The organism is Pseudomonas beijingensis (assembly GCF_030687295.1).
Lineage (GTDB): Bacteria > Pseudomonadota > Gammaproteobacteria > Pseudomonadales > Pseudomonadaceae > Aquipseudomonas > Aquipseudomonas beijingensis.
Genome location: NZ_CP117425.1, coordinates 2306752 through 2325136 on the forward strand (window position 1 = coordinate 2306752; position 18385 = coordinate 2325136).

An 18385-nucleotide genomic window follows, 5' to 3' on the forward strand; every position below is an offset into this window, starting at 1 on the left:
ACGCTGAATTCCGTGGCCACGTCTGTGTCTTACAGCGGCACCGATTCGCTGAACAGAGCCCAATGGCGTCGAGCAAACGTGTGCGGCGACGCGTTGCGCTTCATTAATAGAGGCGCAGTTGTCGCCAGCTATATTTGTATGAACGCTGCCTGGACAGGCAGCCTCCAATTTTTCAGCCACCACAAAGGGAGCGGCGGGTGAGTCTCACAGTCATTGCGCAGCGTATGGGTATCACGAGCTTTCAGCGCCTGGTGACTGGCCTTGTCTTGAGCATTTTGCTGGTCGGTTGTTCCAGTACGCCGTCTAGCAATGTCCGGGTGGTCGATCGCAACAGTGCAGCACCTCAACGTCCTACAGTAACGACCGGCCAATATGTAGTCCGTCGCGGCGATACGCTGTTTTCCATCGCTTTTCGCTACGGCTGGGACTACAAGGCCCTCGCGGCGCGCAACAACATTCCTGCGCCTTATACGATTCACCCCGGTCAGACGATTCGCTTCGATGGCCGTAGCGGTTCAACGCCTACTGCGGTGGTGACACAGTCGGGTTCGACGCCTTCTTCGTCGAGCAAAACCACGGTCATTCGCCGGCCGGCGGGGGCTGGGACGGCGGTAATACCGTCCGTCGCGAGCAAACCAGCCCCTGCGCCGATGCCGCCTGCGGGCCCCGCCCCGACAGGCTGGGGATGGCCTTCTAATGGCGTTCTCATTGGAAAATTCTCTTCAAACGGTAGTTTGAATAAAGGAATTGATATCGCCGGGGATTTGGGACAGCCTGTTTTAGCTGCGTCTGATGGCACGGTTGTGTACGCCGGGAGTGGTTTGAGGGGCTACGGCGAACTCGTCATCATCAAACACAGCGATACCTACGTCAGTGCCTACGGTCACAACCGCAGGCTGTTGGTTCGGGAGGGGCAGCAGGTCAAGGTCGGACAGACAATTGCCGAAATGGGATCAACGGGAACAGACCGGGTGAAACTGCATTTTGAGATTCGCCGACAAGGTAAACCAGTCGATCCGCTGCAATTCCTGCCACGTCGTTGATTTGATTGTCAGCCTGTTCCGTCACGTAGAGGGAACAGGCTCCAGCGTTGCCAAGGATAAAGGCGTCGCTTGAGCTTGAGGTCGAACTCACCAAAGGACTATAACAATGGCTCTCAGTAAAGAAGTGCCGGAGTTTGACATCGACGATGAGGTTCTCCTTATGGAGACCGGCATCGCTATGGATTCGATGTCGAATGATGAAGGGGCGACTCCACCTTCCGTTCGTGCCAAATCCAAACACTCCGCTTCGCTTAAACAACATAAGTACATTGATTACACCCGGGCGCTGGACGCCACTCAGCTGTACCTCAACGAAATCGGTTTCTCGCCACTGCTCTCCCCCGAGGAAGAAGTTCATTTTGCGCGGCTGTCGCAAAGTGGTGACCCGGCCGGTCGAAAACGCATGATTGAAAGTAACCTGCGCCTGGTGGTGAAAATCGCCCGACGCTACGTCAATCGCGGGCTTTCGCTGCTGGACCTGATCGAAGAGGGCAACCTGGGCCTGATTCGCGCCGTCGAGAAATTCGACCCCGAGCGCGGCTTCCGTTTCTCGACCTACGCCACCTGGTGGATCCGCCAGACCATCGAACGGGCGATCATGAACCAGACCCGGACGATCCGGTTGCCGATTCATGTGGTCAAGGAGCTGAACGTCTACCTGCGGGCCGCCCGTGAGTTGACCCAGAAACTTGATCATGAACCTTCACCCGAAGAAATCGCCAACCTGCTGGAAAAACCGGTGGGTGAGGTCAAGCGCATGCTTGGGCTCAATGAGCGGGTGTCCTCGGTGGACGTTTCCCTGGGGCCGGACTCGGATAAAACCTTGTTGGACACCCTTACGGATGATCGACCTACCGATCCGTGCGAGCTGTTGCAGGACGATGACCTGTCACAGAGCATCGACCAGTGGCTCTCGGAGCTGACCGATAAGCAACGGGAAGTGGTGATTCGCCGCTTCGGCTTGCGGGGGCACGAAAGCAGCACGCTTGAAGACGTCGGGCTGGAGATTGGTTTGACTCGTGAGCGGGTCCGGCAGATCCAGGTTGAAGGTCTCAAGCGTTTGCGAGAGATCCTGGAGAAGAACGGCTTGTCGAGTGAGTCGTTGTTTCAATAACCCAAGGCAAGAGCAGCATAAAACGCCCTGACTGGCTGTGATGCTGTCTACTTGGAAAAACGGCGCTTCCCTTGCTAAAGAGGGAGGCGCCGTTTTTTTTTTGGCTTGGGTTTGGGTGTATATCCGTTTCTTCGGTAACGGCGGCTATTGGTTCCGCCCTTACGGCGGGTCACTTTTGGAAGAGCGCCAAAAGTAACCAAAAGCGCTTTGCCCCACCACTCGGTGCCTCGCTTAGGCTCGGCATGCCTGAACGAAGGCCTTGCTCCGTGGGCCGCCGCGAAGGGCCATCCATGGCCCAGCGCGGCTAACCCGGCATCCATGCCGGGTTACCCACTCCACAACACCTCCGTTCAGCCATCGTGGTTAACGGGGCGCCGAGATCAACGTCCGCCGCGAGGCGGCCTGATAGCCGACCTGGTTCCTGATGGGGCCGCGTTTTCCCTGTGGAATGAGTGTGGGAGCGAGCTTGCTCGCGATGGCGGTGGGTCAGTTTGCGGTGATGTTGGATGTGCCGGCCTCATCGCGAGCAAGCTCGCTCCCACAGTGGTTGTGTGTTGGGTATAAATCTTGTGTCCGCTGGAGATTGAATTTGGGAGCGGGCTTATTCGCGATGGCGGTGGTTCAGTCACATGGATGCTGGGGCTTGCCGACCTCATCGCGAGCAAGCTCGCTCCCACAGTGGTTGTGTGTTGGATATATATAAATTTTGTGTCCACTGGAGATTGAATGTGGGAGCGAGCTTGCTCGCGATGGTGGTGGTCCAGTCACATGGATGCTGGGCTTGCCGGCCTCATCGCGAGCAGGCTCGCTCCCACAGGAGAAATGCGGTCCCCATCAAGAGCCAGGTCGGCTATCAGGCCGCCTCGTAGTGGGGTGGACGTTGATCTCAGCGCCCCGTTAACCACGCTGGCCGAACGCAGGCATTGTGGAGTGGGCATCCCGGCATGGATGCCGGGATAGCCGCGCTGGGCCATGGATGGCCCTTCGCGGCGGGCCCACGGAGCAATGCCGGAGTGAGGGCACACCGAGCCTAGGCGAGGTGCCGAGTGGTGGGGCAGAAGCGCTTTGGTTACTTTCGCGCTTTTCGAAAGTGACCCGCCGTAAGGGCGGAACCAATAGCCGCCGTTACCGAAGAAACGGATATACACACCCCCCTGAAATCCCCACCCGTAAACGATAGAACATCACGACTGGTTTAAAGCCTTTGCGCTTCCGAAGGGTCATTTCCCTAGCCCGATCTATTTGTAGCTTCAGCTTGTAAGCCTTTGCCTAGTCTTACGTAAGCGATCGGTTTCTCACCGCCGGGACAGACAGCTATAAATACCGTGATCTTTTTGTATTCAACTGATTTATAAGGGAAATTTCTTGATGAACATCGTGTGACAGAGCAAGCCACTTGTATCAGCCGCGTTGCACTCGCCCGGGAAAATACTAATATCAGTCCTGTGTCGACGGACAGACACACCCGTCAAGGACGATGGGAAGGAAGGACATCGCAGGACGCGATTCATCAGGACGATGAATAGGATTAAAGGGATTAGGGAAAAAATGTGGGCGGGTCAAACCGCCCCTTTTTTTTGCCTGCGATTTTGTTCCAGGCAGCAAAAAGGCCCGCAAGGGGCCCTTTCGACGAACATGGCAACGATCAGCGTTCGAGGTCTGCGATCTTGCCAGTCTTGCCATCCCACTCTTCGGCGTCCGGCAGAGCGTCTTTCTTCTCGGTGATGTTCGGCCAGATCTCCGCCAGTTCAGCGTTCAGCTCGATGAAGTTCTCCATGCCGGCCGGCACTTCGTCTTCCGAAAAGATGGCATTCGCCGGGCATTCCGGTTCACACAGGGCGCAGTCGATGCACTCGTCCGGGTGAATGACCAGGAAATTCGGCCCTTCGTAAAAGCAGTCCACCGGACACACTTCTACGCAGTCGGTGTACTTGCACTTGATGCAGTTGTCGGTGACGACGAAGGTCATTTCTAATTCTCTCCTCAGGCGGCGGCAGCGAAGCCCTTTCACGGTGGGGTCGCCAGGTTCGGGAGCGGTAGTCTGCGAACCAGGCTAAATAGTCCGCAGCATCCCAAACCGCGCGAGATTCTAACAGCTTGAAAGCCTGTGCGTTAGATCCGTGTCTTCAATGTATAGAGTAAATCCAGCGCCCGGCGTGGGGTCAGGTCGTCCAGATCGAGCTTGGCCAGTTCATCGAGCACCGGATGGGGCAGGCTGGCGAACAGGTCGCTTTGCTGAGGCGCGGCCGGTTTGCCTTTGGTTGGGCGCGGAGCTTCGTGAGGCAGGCTGGTGGTTTCCAAGCGGCTCAGGTGCTCACGGGCGCGGCTGATCACTTCGCTCGGCACGCCGGCCAGTTGCGCCACTGCCAGGCCGTAGCTCTGGCTGGCCGGGCCGGGCAGCACGTGGTGCAGGAATACGATGCGTTCATTGTGCTCGGTGGCATTGAGGTGAACGTTGGCCACCAGTGGCTGGCTTTCCGGCAGTACCGTCAGCTCGAAATAGTGAGTGGCGAACAACGTGTAGGCCCGCAAGTGCGCGAGGCGTTCGGCCGCAGCCCAGGCCAGGGACAAGCCGTCGAACGTACTGGTGCCGCGTCCGACTTCGTCCATCAGCACCAGGCTGCGTTCGGTGGCGTTGTGCAGGATGTTCGCGGTTTCGCTCATTTCCACCATGAACGTCGAACGCCCACCGGCCAGGTCATCGCTGGAGCCAATTCGGGTGAAAATCCGGTCCACCAGGGACAATTCGCAACTGGCCGCCGGCACGAAACTGCCGATGTGGGCCAGCAGCACGATCAGTGCGGTCTGGCGCATGTAGGTGGATTTACCGCCCATGTTCGGACCGGTGATCACCAGCATGCGGGTGTTGTCGTCCAGGCTCAGGTCGTTGGCCACGAACGGCGTGGTCAGCACTTGCTCGACCACCGGGTGACGACCCTGGCTGATGCGCATGCACGGCTCGCTGACGAAGCGCGGGCAGTTCAGGTCCAGGTTCAGCGCGCGTTCGGCGAGGTTGCTCAGCACGTCCAGTTCCGCCAGGGCGCCGGCGGTGTCCTGCAAGGGCGGCAGTTGGCTGATCAGATCCTCGAGCAGTGCTTCATAGAGCATCTTTTCCCGAGCCAGGGCGCGGCTCTTGGCCGACAGTGCCTTGTCTTCGAACGCCTTGAGTTCCGGGGTGATGAAGCGCTCGGCGCCCTTGAGGGTCTGGCGGCGAACATAATCGGCCGGGGCTTGCTCGGCCTGCTTGCTCGGCAGTTCGATGAAGTAGCCGTGGATGCGGTTGTAGCCGACCTTTAGGTTGGCCAGGCCGGTGCGGGCTTTTTCCCGGGCTTCGAGGTCGATCAGGAACTGGCCGGCGTTCTCGCTCAGCGCTTGCAGCTCGTCGAGTTCGGCGTCGTAGCCGGTTTTCAGCACGCCACCGTCACGGATTACCGCTGGCGGGTTATCGATAATGGCTTTCTCCAGCAGCGCGGCCAGCTCCGGGTAGGTGCTGGTGGTGCGCGCCAGTTGTTGCAGGTGCGGCGCTTCCAGGTCGGTCATCGCCACCTGCAGTTCGGGCAACGCACCGAGGGCATCGCGCAGGCGGGCCAGATCACGGGGACGGGCGTTGCGCAGGCCGATACGGGCGAGGATCCGCTCGATGTCACCGATTTCCTTGAGCTGTGGTTGTAACTGCTCGAAGCGATAACGATCCAGCAGGCAGGTAATGGAGGACTGGCGCGCCAGCAGCACGGTCAGGTCCCGCAGCGGCCGATTCAACCAGCGGGTCAGCAGGCGGCTGCCCATGGCGGTCTGGCAGCGATCGACCACCGATTGCAAAGTGTTGTCGCGCCCGCCGGCCAGGTTGGTGTCCAGCTCCAGGTTGCGGCGGCTCGCGCCGTCCAGCACCACCGTGTCATCCAGGCGTTCGTGACGCAGGCTACGCAAGTGGGGCAGGGCGGTGCGCTGGGTTTCCTTGGCGTAGGCCAGCAGGCAACCGGCCGCGCCGATGGCCAGGGTCAGGTTCTCGCAGCCGAAACCCTTGAGATCTTGGGTGGAAAACTGCTGACAGAGACTTTTCAGCGCCGAGTCGCGCTCAAAATCCCACGGCGCCCGGCGACGCACACCACGGCGTTTTTCTGCCGGCAGGTCTTTGGGCCAGTCATCCGGGATCAGCAGTTCCACCGGATTGACCCGCTCCAGCTCCGCCAGCAGGTTTTCCCAGCCCTTGATTTCCAGCACCGAGAAATTGCCGCTGGTGATGTCCAGCACGGCCAGGCCGAACAGGCGTTCATCGCCCAGCACGGCGGCGATCAGGTTGTCCCGGCGTTCATCCAGCAAGGCCTCGTCACTGACGGTGCCCGGGGTGATGATTCGTACGACTTGGCGTTCCACCGGCCCTTTGCTGGTGGCCGGGTCGCCGACTTGCTCGCAGATCACCACGGATTCGCCGAGCTTGACCAGCTTCGCCAGGTAACCTTCCGCTGCGTGGTAAGGAATCCCACACATCGGAATCGCCATGCCTGCCGATTGCCCACGTGCCGTCAGGGTGATGTCCAATAGCTTGGCGGCTTTCTTCGCGTCCTCGTAGAAGATCTCGTAGAAGTCGCCCATGCGGTAGAACATCAGCTGATCGGGGTGCTGGTTCTTCAGGCGCCAGTATTGCTGCATCATCGGCGTGTGGGAGGACAGGTCGTTCACGGCTGTATTCATGGGTGTCAGGGAAGCTCGTTGAAAGGTGTGGGGCAAAAGGAGGGGCATTGGCCCGGCTTTTCCGCGATGGGCGCAAGGTTAACATGGGCGGTCTGGTGCTACTCATATGTGAGTGGTTTTTGGGACTTTGGTGTATATGGGATTGAGTGCATATCCGTTGCTACGGTAACGGCTGCTGGCGGTTCCGCCCTTACGGCGGCTCACTTTTGAGAAGCGCAAAAGTAAGCAAATGTATGGTCAGCCCATCTCCTGCAACCACGGGCGATGAGCGGTAAAGCATGCTTGCACTAATGTATCCGGGCTCCTAGTCGGCAATTTGCCGCCTGGCCCTTGATGAGTAGTCGCTCCTGCCTGTCCTTGAAAAACGCTTCAGCTTCGAAAGCTGTTTTGCTTACCAGGTTCTCAGGCAGGATTTGAGCTGTTTATCGTCATCATCGCTGTCGTCGCAAAAGCCGGTAGTGTGGGTTTCGGTCAAGCCCTGGACTGGGTGTTGTAGCTTCCTCCGTGAACTAAAACGGCCCACACGATTCTTGCCAACTTATTGGCTAGGGCGCAGGCGACCTTGTTTGGATGTTTTCGTGTCAGCAAGTCCCTGCACCAACTTCCCAGAGCATCATTGCGCTTGTCGATGCGCACCAGGACCGCCCGAGAGCCTTGAACCATCAGCTTTCGAAGGTATTTATCACCTCGCTTACTGATGTTCAAAAGGACTGTTTGATCACCCGTTGAATACTGCCTCGGCACCAGGCCCAATGAAGCGGCGAAGTCTCGCGCTGAGCGAAAATTGGAAGCGTCCCCGATGTCGGCCAGCAGCGCACTAGCGATGATTGGGCCGATGCCGGGGATGCTCATCAGCCGGGTTCCCGCGTCATCAGCACCCACCTGCTCTTTAATCGTACGATCAACCGCCTTGATTTCGTCGGTGAGCCGTTTGGTCTCTTCTGCCAAATGCTCAATGAAGTCCTTCAACTGTTGCGGCAAGTCTGCGGCCGGGTCGTCCAAAATTTGATGAATCTGATTCATCGCAGCTTTTGTCGCAGGTAACTCAATTCCGAACTCAAGCAAGAACCCGTGAATGCGATTGATTGTTTGAGTCCTCTGGACGATTAAGGCTTCGCGAAGACGATGTTGCGTCGATAGAAGCTGTTGCTCAACAGTCTTGATGGCAACGTAGTGTGTCCTGGGACGGGAGGCAGCTTCGCAGATGGCCTCAGCGTCGATGTAGTCGTTTTTATTGCCTCTGACGTAGGGTTTCACATGCTGCGGGGCAATCAATTTCACTTGATGGCCGAAGGATCTGAGCTTCCTTGCGAGCCAGTGTGAACCGCCGCATGACTCCATCACTATGGTGCAGGGTTCGAGCTTTGCAGCGAACTCAAGTAGCCGCTTACGATTGAATTTTTTGCGTAGGACTTCCTTGCCTTTGGCGTCGTGCCCTACGAGATGGAAGGTGTGTTTCCCGATATCCAGGCCGATTAGCTTCAAGGGTTCCATGAGAGGTCTCCTTCAGGTAAGTGAGAGCCCCGGTCAGTTTAGATTTACCGGGACTCCCACACGGGCTGACCATCTCATTAACGCTTTTTGCCCCACCACTCGGTGCCTCGCCTAGGCTCGGCATGCCTGAACGAAGGCATTGCTCCGTGGGCCGCCGCGAAGGGCCATCCATGGCCCAGCGCGGCTAACCCGGCATCCATGCCGGGTTGCCCACTGCGCAATACCTTCGTTCAGCCAGCGTGGTTAACGGGGCGCCGAGATCAACGTCCACCCCGAGGCGGCCTGATAGCCGACCTGGTTCCTGGTGGGACCGCGTTCCCCCTGTGGGAGCGGGCTTGCTCGCGAAAGCGGCCCTGACAGCCGGCCTGTCTCTCGGGTTGTACCCCGATCCAATTGTGGGAGCGAGCTTGCTCGCGATGACGGCAGCCAGTACAACTTGGTTGTAACTGGACTACCGCTATCGCGAGCAAGCTCGTTCCCACATGGGGTAGTCGGGCTTCTCTTAGGTCTCGGCTTGCATCATGAGTGCCTACCTCACCTCAACCACATCCAACGCCCGATTCGCCAGCAACTGGCTCAGCTCGATCATCTGCTGGACCCCCAGCGCGATATTCCGTCGCGAGCCCTTCAGGTCGAATGCCAGGTCGCTGACCATGGCGTTGGCCGAGGCCAGGGTTTCGCTGAGGTTGGCGAGCAGGCATTCGGCGTCGATGTTAGGGGCGATGATGAAAAGGGTGTCGGGTTTGTCAGAGGTTTCCTTGTCGGTTTTCGGCTTGAGGTAATAGTCCAGGGCGCGGGTGGCCGCGTCGTCGAGTTTTTTTGCGTTGGCCGATTGGCTGCGGGAGACGTGATCGTCTGGGGGATTTTGCGTGTTCTTCGGCATTCTATTGGATCCTTGAAGTTGAGCCACCACTCACTCGCGACTAAACGAGGGGTGGCAGCTGTACGCAGGTTAGTCGACCGGGGATCCAAGAAACCGGCGCGCCCGAGGGCGCCCTGCGCACAACTACCATCAAGTGCAGGAATAGAAGTACCTGACTGAATGGAGCAATGAGCACCTTGGAATACCGAGCGACTAAACCCGATCACTGATGGGCAGTGACAGGATCAAAAGTACCGATGGGCCCCAAGGCGGACAAGCCGGCGGATTCTGGCGTAGTTGTAGGCAGAGGCGCAAGAAAACGTAGCCTTGCGTCGCACATTTGAAGGACGGACTTGGAGCCTTTTCCTAGGGACGTGTAGGGCGAATTCCCCATGTGATCAGCAGGGGCATCAGATATGGAGTCAAGCTCCTGTGGCGAGGGGATTTATCCCCGTTGGGCTGCGTAGCAGCCCCTAAGTGGCTAGTGCACCTTGGGGTGGAATTTAGGACCGCTTCGCGCCCCAGCGGGGATAAATCCCCTCACCACAGTGAATCAAATGAGGCTTAAGTGAGGCGTATTGCATATTTATGCAAAACAGCATTTGTCTTCCGCAAAAAGAACAAGCATCATGCGCGTTATGCAAAAACGCAACGTTTCTACCGTATTAAGAGCATTGCTCGATCAGCACGGGATCTCCCCCACGGAGCTTCACCGGCGTACCGGCGTGCCTCAGTCCACCCTCTCGCGGATCCTCAGCGGCAAGATTGTCGATCCTTCGGATAAACACATCTCGAAGATCGCCGAATACTTCGCCGTGAGCACCGACCAGTTGCGCGGGCGCGCGGACGTTGGGCCCGCTGGCAATGCCCGCCGCGACGAGCCGCATTCCGAACTCAAGGACATAAGCCTGTGGGACGACGAAACACCCGTCGAAGAAGACGAAGTGTCGGTCCCTTTTCTGCGCGAGGTTGAATTGGCTGCTGGATCAGGAAGATTCGTCATCGAGGAAAGCGAGCGCTCCAGCCTGCGCTTTGGCAAGCGCAGCCTGCGCCATAACGGCGTGCAGTTCGACCAGGCCAAATGCGTGACCGTTCGCGGCAACAGCATGTTGCCGGTGCTGCGAGACGGCGCCACGGTCGGGGTCAACGCAGGCAAGTGCGGTATCGGCGACATCGTCGACGGTGATCTCTACGCCATCAACCACAACGGCCAACTGCGGGTGAAGCAGCTTTATCGCCTGCCCACCGGCATCCGCCTGCGCAGCTTCAACCGCGATGAACATCCGGACGAGGACTACACGTTCCAGGAAATGCAGGACGAGCAAATCGTCATCCTCGGCCACGTCTTCTGGTGGGGCATGTACGCCCGCTAACCCCTGCGCTGTCAGATAAAACCCGCCGCCGTGCGGGTTTTTTTTCGCCTCCTGAAAACCCATAGCCCCTTTGTTTACGAGGGGTTCATGCATTCGTGCATTCGTTGCGCATAAATAAATGCATTAACGCATTGACTGTATATGCATACATGCATATTCTGTGTCCAAGCCGCTCGACAAAGCGGCTGGCAACAAAGCTCTTTAGTTCCATCAACAGGCAGCGATGAACCGGCCTTAACGGTTCAGAGGGTTGGCAACTGACCCGGGTGTGCAGCGTAAAGCACCAGAAGCAGTTATCCGGCGGGCAGGGACCGCGGCCGGAGGAACAATTTGAATGGATCCGTACCGCGCCAGTCGCGCCGAAAGATCAACTTTCTTCTGGCCATTGGTCAAGGAAAACGAAGGAACGCATTACTGAAAAGCCCGGTTCGTTGCCGGGCTTTTTGGAATGCCTACCTGAAGCAGGCAGATCGAAGAGTGCCGGAGTACCGGCAATCAATAAGGATATAAGCATGAAAAAATACGCACGCGTTGTGGACGGTAAAGTCGACAACATCTACGAAACCGTCAACCCGATCTCTGAGGAATTCCCGGCAGACCAACTTTGGATTGACGTTACCGGCAGTTCCAGCACCGAAGTCGATTATGACTACAACGCAGTCAACACTGATGGGATCTGGTCGTTTAACTCCGGTTTCCCGTGGCCACAGACTGCACTCGCAGAGCAGATGCGTAATGAAAAAGCCAGGCGGCTCGACAGCGTCATGACCCGCGTGGCGTCTTCGGGATTGCAATTCAAAGTCGATCTGGGCGTCGCTACCGCTGCCGAGCAGGCTTACTTGATTGCCTTCAAGGAGTATTGCGTCGCCTTCACTCAGGTCAACAAACAACCCGCTTTTCCTCTGAGCATTGTTTGGCCAGAGTTGCCCTAGCGGAGTGTCTTTTTGAAAAGCCCGGTGCAGTGCTGGGCTTTTTTCACGGCCTTCCAAAGCTCCCAGGAAGCGGACGTGACAAACGAGCAACAAGCGTTGCTGGACATGCCGATCTGACTGGTCATGGTGCTCGCTCTGGTGGGGGGCGCGCCGCCAATGGGAGGGCTTTCGATGCTGAAGGATTTCAGATGCGGTCACTGCAAAAGACTTCTGGCCCGCATGGGCGAGAACACCGAACTCCAGATCAAGTGTTCCCGATGCGGAACGTTGAATCATGTGAAGGCCGTTGAGCCTCGAGTGAACGCCAGCGAGCGAACAGCGTGCGGAATAGACCCTGCACCCCGTACTCAATGACATTCATCGAGGTAAGAAAAATGAAATTGCTCAAAAAAATCCTGCTGGCGACTGCCTTTCTGTCGTCCTTCGTATCCCTGAACGGTTGGGCTGATACGGCGATGTCGTGGAACCTGGCCCGGGACATGTACCTGATGACCGAAGCCGCACCGGCCGGTTCGCCCTGGTCGTTCATGCAAAACAAATCGGGGGTGAACGGCTCGGCCAACTACACGCTCTTTCCGTCGTTTCAGGCTGGGGTATGTAATGGCAAGCCAACCACCTGCTGGCGTGACGATGCGACGGCTGCTTGGATCTCTATTCCAAATGAAAGCTTCACCTTCACCGGCTCAGGCACCAGTTTCGTGTTCAAGCAGGGTGACGTGGCCACGCATCCGGGCACCAACAGCCAGAGCATCTTCCGCTGGGCCAGTCCTGTCACCGGCAATATCAACGTGCTGGGGCGGGTCAATGACCTGCATAACGCCTGCGGGGATGGTGTTGGCTGGTCGCTGAACCTGGGCGACACCGTGCTCCAGTCCGGGAGCCTGGTAAACGGCGGCAGCACTACCTTCATGTTGAACAGCGTCGCAGTCACGCCGACGTCTTTGCTTTATCTGGTCATCGACAGAAAGGCTAACAACTCTTGCGACGCGACCAGTGTGGACATGCTGATTACTCGCTAAGAACCTATTTAGCTAAAGGAAGTAAACCAATGAAAAAATTGTTCAGCATGTTGATCGCAGCCGTTCTGGCTACCCAGGCCATCCAAGCCATTGCCGAAACCTCACCTGTCGGCTCCTGGCAATTCGCTTACTACCACGTTCCGGGCGGTGGTTTTTATGCCAACCAAACGATCTGCTTCAAAGCGGACAATACCTGGTACTCAAGCTCGCAGGCTGGCTGGAAGGGCGCATGGTTCCAGGACGGCGATGATCTCCAATGGAATGGGAGTGTGCCAATGCCAGGGGCAGGGAGTGCCAACAATCTCGCGACCATTGCCATGGGTAAATTGGTGGTTGCTGGCTCGATGTCGGGTAACTACGCGGAATGGGCAGCACCCAGTACGCTGCCGCTGTCGTGGGACAGGCACTACACCTACACCATGACTTACAAAGGCGCGACCTGCGCTGCTCCGAAGTGACGCCAACCCTGTTCCATTAAAGGCATGTCGAAAGATCAGGCGTATTACTGAAAAGCCTGGGCAACCGGGCTTTTTGGAATGCCTGTGCAAGGCACTTCAAACCGCCGCCAATGGGAGGGCTTTCAATGCTGAAGGATTTCAGATGCGGTCACTGCAAGAGACTTCTGGCCCGCATGGGCGAGAACACCGAACTCCAGATCAAATGTGCCCGATGCGGGACGTTGAATCATGTGAAGGCCGCGAGCCTCGAGTTATCGCCTTTGAGCGGCATGGATGCGGAATTCTCCGCGATAGCTCATTTGACTTATAGGTAATCATATGGCTGGACGTACACGTATCCCCTTTCAAGGTAGCGGCACTTCCGTTCTTCCCGCCTACCAAACAATGACTGCAGGACAGTTCCTTCTCTCGCCGAACGGCCGCTTTAAGCTGCTGCTTCAGGCCGATGGGAATTTAGTATTGCAGGATAATGGCACGGTAGTGTGGGTGGCCAACGAGAAACAGCCCTACAGCTCAACGGTCCCACTGCGTTACCAGGTGCCGCCGCAGCTTTACGTTCAATATGGCGCATTCCTGGATGATCCTATCCGTAAGCGCACCTGGCTGACCGATAACAGCACCTTCACCAGTGACGATCAGTGGAACCGAACTCATATGGTGCTCCAGGATGACGGGAATATCGTCCTGATCGACTCGGTAGCAATCTGGAATGGCACGCCGTCTATTCCGCTGATGCCAGGTGCTAATGCGTCGGTAATTTTCTCAAGCCCCGTCGAGTTGGCACCCGGGATTCCGTATTTTTCTGGTGATGGTGCCTTGATATTCCAAGGGGACGGTAACGTAGTGAACTACGGTCCGAACTGGAGTGTGCGATGGTCCAGTTACACCCAAAACAAGGGAGCCGTGAAGGCTGTATTCCAAGCTGATGGGAATTTCGTGGTCTACGCCGCGAACGACAAACCCCTCTGGAACTCCGGCACGGATGGACATCCGGGCGCGGTACTTCGTTTACAACCAAATGGCGGCCTGGCCGTAATCAAGGATACGCCTGTTTGGGCGCGGTTCGGCTTCCAACCAACCTACCGCCCGATCCGCTTGTTCGATCCAAATTCTTTCAGGACGTTCGATATCTGGACGTGGAAGATTTGATAGCTAAAGCGCGTTTGGAGTGATGCCCAAGCGGGTACGAACGGGGTCTTCCCCGGGATACCTACTCGATACCAATCGGAGCCCCGCCATGATGCGGGGCTTTTTCATATCTCAAATGACTTGGCGCAACCGTCGGAAAATTCTGACGGAGAGATGCCAGGGAAACATCTTGGTTCCTACACAATTATCAATCCCCCCAGGAAGCCTGACATGACAAACGAGCAACAAGCGTTGCTGGACATGCCGATCTGGCTGGTCATCGTGCTCGCCCTGGTGGGCGGGGTGTCCGGCGAGATGTGGCGCGCCGACAAGGAGGGCGCCCGTGGCTGGTCGTTATTGCGGCGCCTGGCCTTGCGCTCCGGTGCCTGCGTGGTCTGCGGCGTATCGGCAACCATGCTTTTGTACGCCCTCGGCATGTCGATCTGGAGCGCTTGCGCCCTGGGTTGCCTGACTGCCATGGCCGGTGCCGATGTGGCGATCGGTCTTTACGAGCGCTGGGTCGCCAAGCGGATCGGCGTTTGCGAAGCCCCTCCGCCGGACGTTCCTCCCGACCAGCCGTGAACCCACATCGCTGATCCCTACACAAGGAGGCGATCAATGCCCGTCCTTATCGAAAAACCGTCGCAGCTGTTCTTCGCCATTGCCCAGACGCTGCGCACCACTTACCCCACTTTGAAAATCGGCAGCCCCCAGGACTTCGATGGCACCGACGATCAACCCTGGGTGCTGATTGCCCTTGAGCGTGATGGGCCCGGCCACCGTGCCAACGACGGGCGTATCGCCCATGTCCTGACGGTTTCCCTGCAAGTGGTCATGGCTGTTCCGGGCTGGGATGCCTGCGACTTGGCCGCTGAGCTGAAACACCTGGTTGTGGACAATCGCTGGGGTCTGTCGGGCGATCAATGCGACCTGCCCACGGAGCTCGACGGCCTGCCGTCCACGTTCATCAACCCGGCACGGCAATACACCGCCTGGACCCTTTCCTTCAACCAAACCCTGTACCTCGGCCCGACACTGCTGGAGGACCCACTGGGTATCCCGAAGTTTGCCCGCACCTGGGAAGTGTCGAACATCGACGACCCGGACCAATACACCGCACTCGAGGGGTGAGCCATGTTTGATGCGCTGTTACGGATGCATCTGGGGCCGATCATCGAGCGTCTGGCGCAGATGGAAACCGAGCTGGAAGACATGCATCGGCGGGCGGAGAGTTTCTGCCGCATCGGCGTTTGCCAGGAAGTCGACGCGGCCAGCAACACCTGCAAAGTCAGCCATGGCGGACTGCTGACCCCAGCGATCCGTTTTTTCAACCCGAGCGCCGGCGCCCAGAGCGAGTCGCGGATTCCGTCCGTGGGCGAGCAGTGCCTGTTGCTGAACCACGGCGGCGGCGAGAGCGGCGGGCAGGCGGTGGCGTTGTTCGGCCTCAACGGCGGCCAGTTCCCGCCCGTCTCGACCCAGGCCTCGCTGACGCGTCGCCTCTATCAGGACGGTACGGAAAACGGCTACGACCACGCCAGCCATGTCCTGCACTGGCAAAACGGCCCGGCGGCGTTCAGCGGTTCCCGTGAAGCCCTCCAACTGAGCATCGGCCCGTCGCAGTTGGCGATGACACCCGAGGCCATCGAATTGAAAGTCGGCGCCGTCGGCATTCGGCTCGACGCCTCCGGTGTGCACCTGAGCGGCCCGGTGGTGGATCACCAGGGACGCGTCATCAGTACCGCATAAGAGATTTCCTCATGATTGGAATCGATCGAAATACCGGCGCCACGGTCGACGACTGGCTGCAGTTCGTGCAGCGCGCCACCCGTGCATTGACCACGCCGTTGGGCACTCGCCAGAAGCGCCCGTTGTATGGCTGCGCCCTCACGCAGTTGCTGGGGCAGAACCTCGGCGACGACCTGCTGATCCTTGCCCAGAGCCACGCGGCCCAAGCGTTCTACAACCCGGACAACGGCATCGATGATTTCGAGCCGCAGGTCATTGTCGCCAGTCGGCACGGCGCCGGATTGTTGCTGCGTTTCGCTGGCACCTGGAAGAACCGCAAACAGACTTTCGAGGTGGTGACATGAGCATGTTGATACCCGGCCAGAACCAACTGGCCGAACCGACCATCGTCACCGTCGAAGCCTTCGAGGACTTGCTCGCAGAGTTCAAGACCTTCGTGGTCGAATACGTCGCCGCACGCTCTCCCGGTAGCGCCACCAAGTTGCTGGACAGCCTCGAAAACGAAAGCGAACTGCTGACCCTGGCCCTCGAGGCATTCTGTGTCCGGCTGCAAACCCACGAACGCAAATACAACGCCCGCATCAAGCAGATGTTGGCGTGGTGGGCCACGGGCACCAACCTCGACGCTCGCCTCGCGGACATGGGCCTTGAGCGTCAGTTGCTCGACCCGGGCGACCCGGCGGCCTTCCCGCCCATTCCCCCGGTCTATGAGAGCGATGATGATGCCCGGTTGCGTTATTACCTGGCGCCCCATGCTCCGGCGGCCGGCTCGCGCATGCAGTATCGGCGGGAGATTTTTACATTGGGGGAACGGCCGGTGGTGAAGGTGGATAGCACCGCATCCGGTGTCGTGACAGTGACCTACACCTTTGACCCTGACGGTTTTGCCGCTCAAATCAAGGACGGCAATGCCCGCCGTACCGCGCCTGGCGAGGTGATGGTGACGGTGCTGTCTCGTGAAGGCGATGGCAGGCCCTCTGCACAGTTGCTCGAAGGTGTTCGTCGACATTTCGCCCGTCCCGATGTCCGGCCGGAAACCGATCTGGTGACGGTGCAGGGCGCGCAGATAAAACCCTACAAGATTCGGGTCATCGCCAGGATCAACAGTGGTCCTGATTCAGGACTGACCCGCGCAGCGGCACAGCAGCAATTGCAAGGCTATGCCAATACATGTCATCGGTTGGAAGGCCGGGTGGATCCTAGTTGGATCGATTACACCCTCCATTCGGCCGGAGCGGTGCAACTTGAGATTCTCGAGCCGCTGGAGCCCATCGTGACCAGCGCTTTCGAAGCGCCCTATTGCACGACGGTAGACGTGGAGGTGCTCACGCTATGAGTGATTTCGCTGTGTTGCCGAGTCTGCTGCCGGCCAACAGTTCACCCCTGGAAAGGGCACTGGATCTGGGTTTCACCAAGCTGCTCGATCGCGTTCAGCCGCCGTTCCCCGAATTGATGAACCCGAGTGAGACGCCGTCCGCATTCTTGCCTTATCTGGCGGCGGATCGGGGCGTCAGTGAGTGGAATGCGGGAGCCAGTGAACTGGAAAAACGCCTGACCGTTTCATTGTCCTGGCAGATCCAGCGCCAGGCGGGCACCCGTCAAGCCTTGAACCACGCCGTTGAATCACTGGGGTTCACGCCTCACGTCACCGCTTGGTACGAGCAGCAACCTCGTGCCCACCCTTACACCTTTGATGTACAGGCGATCATTGGCCAGGACTGGTCCAGTGGCGATCACAATCGCTTGATTCAGCGGATCAATGCAGCCAAGAGCGAGCGCGACCAGGCCACCATCACCCTCGTGCATCAAACCCGCGGTGGCCTGGCAGCGGCGGCAGTTTTGCACGGGCCGCTGACTGACGGTGAGCTGTTTTTGTGCGGGGCACTGCCGCTACTCGATCTCGGTGCGCGGCTTATCGGCATTGGGATTTCCCAACGCTACACCATTAACGATTACGACCTCAGGGCGCAGTCATGACAGAAGACATTACGCGCTTGGTTCGCTTCACTTCCGCCGGCCTGGCCGAAGTGTTGCAGGCAAAGAACCAAGGCTTGAAAGGTGAGATCACTCACATCGGTGCCGGCACCGCCCGCTACGATCCCAATGGATCGGAAACGGCGCTTCGCAATGAGCGACAGCGTGTGCCAATCGTGGATTACGAAGACCTGGACCCAGGGCAGCTGAGAATGGCCGCTTTGTTTGAGGGGCCGGATGAATATGAGATTGGCGAGTTCGGTTTCTATCTTTCCACCGGCACGCTGCTGGCGGTGTATTCGGTGGCTGGAAAGCTGCTGACCTACAAAGCGGCTGCAGCACGAGTCTTGCAAAAGTTCACGCTGGATATTTCACCGTTGCCGGCGCAAAGCGTCACGGTGGTGGTCGGGTCCGACAACCTGAACATTCTATTGAGTGAAGAAATCGCCACGTTGGCTACCGCCAATATCGACAACATGGCGCGGCACGTGGGCCTGATGTTTCGAGTGATAGCGCTCGAAGCCAAATAATCAAATAGCACAAGGAACCT

At 58.2% G+C, this 18385-nt stretch carries 20 protein-coding genes; 16 read left to right on the top strand and 4 right to left on the bottom strand.

What is annotated here, in order from left to right:
• Positions 1 to 197: 197 nt before the first annotated feature.
• Both PSH84_RS10380 and rpoS read left to right on the top strand, forming a co-directional pair.
• A complete protein-coding gene (locus tag PSH84_RS10380) occupies positions 198 to 1043 on the top strand; it encodes a peptidoglycan DD-metalloendopeptidase family protein (RefSeq protein WP_122565448.1) in 846 nt (281 codons plus the stop codon).
• A 106-nt stretch (positions 1044 to 1149) separates the two neighbouring features.
• Positions 1150 to 2157 (top strand): RNA polymerase sigma factor RpoS, encoded by a 1008-nt coding sequence (gene rpoS / locus PSH84_RS10385; protein ID WP_003198289.1) that lies wholly within the window; start codon positions 1150 to 1152, stop codon positions 2155 to 2157.
• A gap of 1645 nt (positions 2158 to 3802) precedes the next feature.
• Here the strand turns inward: rpoS and fdxA are convergent.
• The 4 genes from fdxA to PSH84_RS10405 form a co-directional block, all read right to left on the bottom strand.
• Entirely contained in the window at positions 3803 to 4126 is a 324-nt protein-coding gene (fdxA, locus tag PSH84_RS10390; RefSeq protein WP_122565445.1) for a ferredoxin FdxA, read from the bottom strand.
• Positions 4127 to 4269: 143 nt separating this feature from the next.
• Entirely contained in the window at positions 4270 to 6837 is a 2568-nt protein-coding gene (mutS, locus tag PSH84_RS10395) for a DNA mismatch repair protein MutS (protein ID WP_175459538.1), read from the bottom strand.
• A 483-nt stretch (positions 6838 to 7320) separates the two neighbouring features.
• Positions 7321 to 8343: an IS110 family RNA-guided transposase gene (locus PSH84_RS10400; protein WP_305470327.1), complete on the bottom strand. Its 1023-nt coding sequence runs from the start codon at positions 8341 to 8343 to the stop codon at positions 7321 to 7323.
• 529 nt (positions 8344 to 8872) lie between these two features.
• Positions 8873 to 9226 carry a DUF6124 family protein gene (locus tag PSH84_RS10405; RefSeq protein WP_305482822.1) on the bottom strand — a complete coding sequence of 118 codons (354 nt, stop codon included), beginning with the start codon at positions 9224 to 9226 and terminating at the stop codon, positions 8873 to 8875.
• Positions 9227 to 9843: 617 nt separating this feature from the next.
• On the opposite strand from PSH84_RS10405, the gene PSH84_RS10410 reads away from it, so the two are divergent.
• The 14 genes from PSH84_RS10410 (at position 9844) to PSH84_RS10475 (ending at position 18365) form a co-directional block, all read left to right on the top strand.
• Positions 9844 to 10578 (top strand): LexA family transcriptional regulator, encoded by a 735-nt coding sequence (locus PSH84_RS10410; RefSeq protein WP_305471158.1) that lies wholly within the window; start codon positions 9844 to 9846, stop codon positions 10576 to 10578.
• Positions 10579 to 11090: 512 nt separating this feature from the next.
• Positions 11091 to 11510 (top strand): tail fiber assembly protein, encoded by a 420-nt coding sequence (locus PSH84_RS10415; protein WP_122565442.1) that lies wholly within the window; start codon positions 11091 to 11093, stop codon positions 11508 to 11510.
• 171 nt (positions 11511 to 11681) lie between these two features.
• Positions 11682 to 11864, top strand: a complete 183-nt coding sequence (locus PSH84_RS10420; RefSeq protein WP_305469948.1) for a Com family DNA-binding transcriptional regulator — start codon at positions 11682 to 11684, stop codon at positions 11862 to 11864.
• 20 nt (positions 11865 to 11884) lie between these two features.
• The gene (locus PSH84_RS10425; protein ID WP_122565441.1) at positions 11885 to 12529 is read left to right on the top strand and encodes a hypothetical protein; all 645 of its coding nucleotides are present in this window, start codon (positions 11885 to 11887) and stop codon (positions 12527 to 12529) included.
• Between the two features lie 29 nt (positions 12530 to 12558).
• The gene (locus PSH84_RS10430) at positions 12559 to 12987 is read left to right on the top strand and encodes a hypothetical protein (protein WP_305469949.1); all 429 of its coding nucleotides are present in this window, start codon (positions 12559 to 12561) and stop codon (positions 12985 to 12987) included.
• A 125-nt stretch (positions 12988 to 13112) separates the two neighbouring features.
• Positions 13113 to 13301: a Com family DNA-binding transcriptional regulator gene (locus PSH84_RS10435; protein WP_122565439.1), complete on the top strand. Its 189-nt coding sequence runs from the start codon at positions 13113 to 13115 to the stop codon at positions 13299 to 13301.
• 4 nt (positions 13302 to 13305) lie between these two features.
• Positions 13306 to 14136, top strand: coding sequence for a putidacin L1 family lectin-like bacteriocin (locus tag PSH84_RS10440; RefSeq protein ID WP_122565438.1), 831 nt, complete (start codon positions 13306 to 13308; stop codon positions 14134 to 14136).
• Positions 14137 to 14346: 210 nt separating this feature from the next.
• A complete protein-coding gene (locus tag PSH84_RS10445) occupies positions 14347 to 14697 on the top strand; it encodes a phage holin family protein (protein ID WP_305469950.1) in 351 nt (116 codons plus the stop codon).
• 36 nt (positions 14698 to 14733) lie between these two features.
• Positions 14734 to 15246, top strand: coding sequence for a hypothetical protein (locus PSH84_RS10450; protein WP_305469952.1), 513 nt, complete (start codon positions 14734 to 14736; stop codon positions 15244 to 15246).
• Between the two features lie 3 nt (positions 15247 to 15249).
• Positions 15250 to 15861, top strand: coding sequence for a phage baseplate assembly protein V (locus PSH84_RS10455; RefSeq protein WP_122565434.1), 612 nt, complete (start codon positions 15250 to 15252; stop codon positions 15859 to 15861).
• A gap of 11 nt (positions 15862 to 15872) precedes the next feature.
• A complete protein-coding gene (locus PSH84_RS10460) occupies positions 15873 to 16205 on the top strand; it encodes a phage baseplate protein (RefSeq protein ID WP_014336817.1) in 333 nt (110 codons plus the stop codon).
• The gene (locus PSH84_RS10465; protein WP_305482824.1) at positions 16202 to 17197 is read left to right on the top strand and encodes a baseplate J/gp47 family protein; all 996 of its coding nucleotides are present in this window, start codon (positions 16202 to 16204) and stop codon (positions 17195 to 17197) included. Before PSH84_RS10460 ends, PSH84_RS10465 begins: the two co-directional genes overlap by 4 nt.
• The gene (locus PSH84_RS10470) at positions 17194 to 17838 is read left to right on the top strand and encodes a phage tail protein I (protein ID WP_305469955.1); all 645 of its coding nucleotides are present in this window, start codon (positions 17194 to 17196) and stop codon (positions 17836 to 17838) included. The genes PSH84_RS10465 and PSH84_RS10470 overlap by 4 nt, the downstream gene beginning before the upstream one ends.
• Positions 17835 to 18365: a hypothetical protein gene (locus tag PSH84_RS10475; protein WP_122565430.1), complete on the top strand. Its 531-nt coding sequence runs from the start codon at positions 17835 to 17837 to the stop codon at positions 18363 to 18365. The genes PSH84_RS10470 and PSH84_RS10475 overlap by 4 nt, the downstream gene beginning before the upstream one ends.
• Positions 18366 to 18385: the final 20 nt, after the last annotated feature.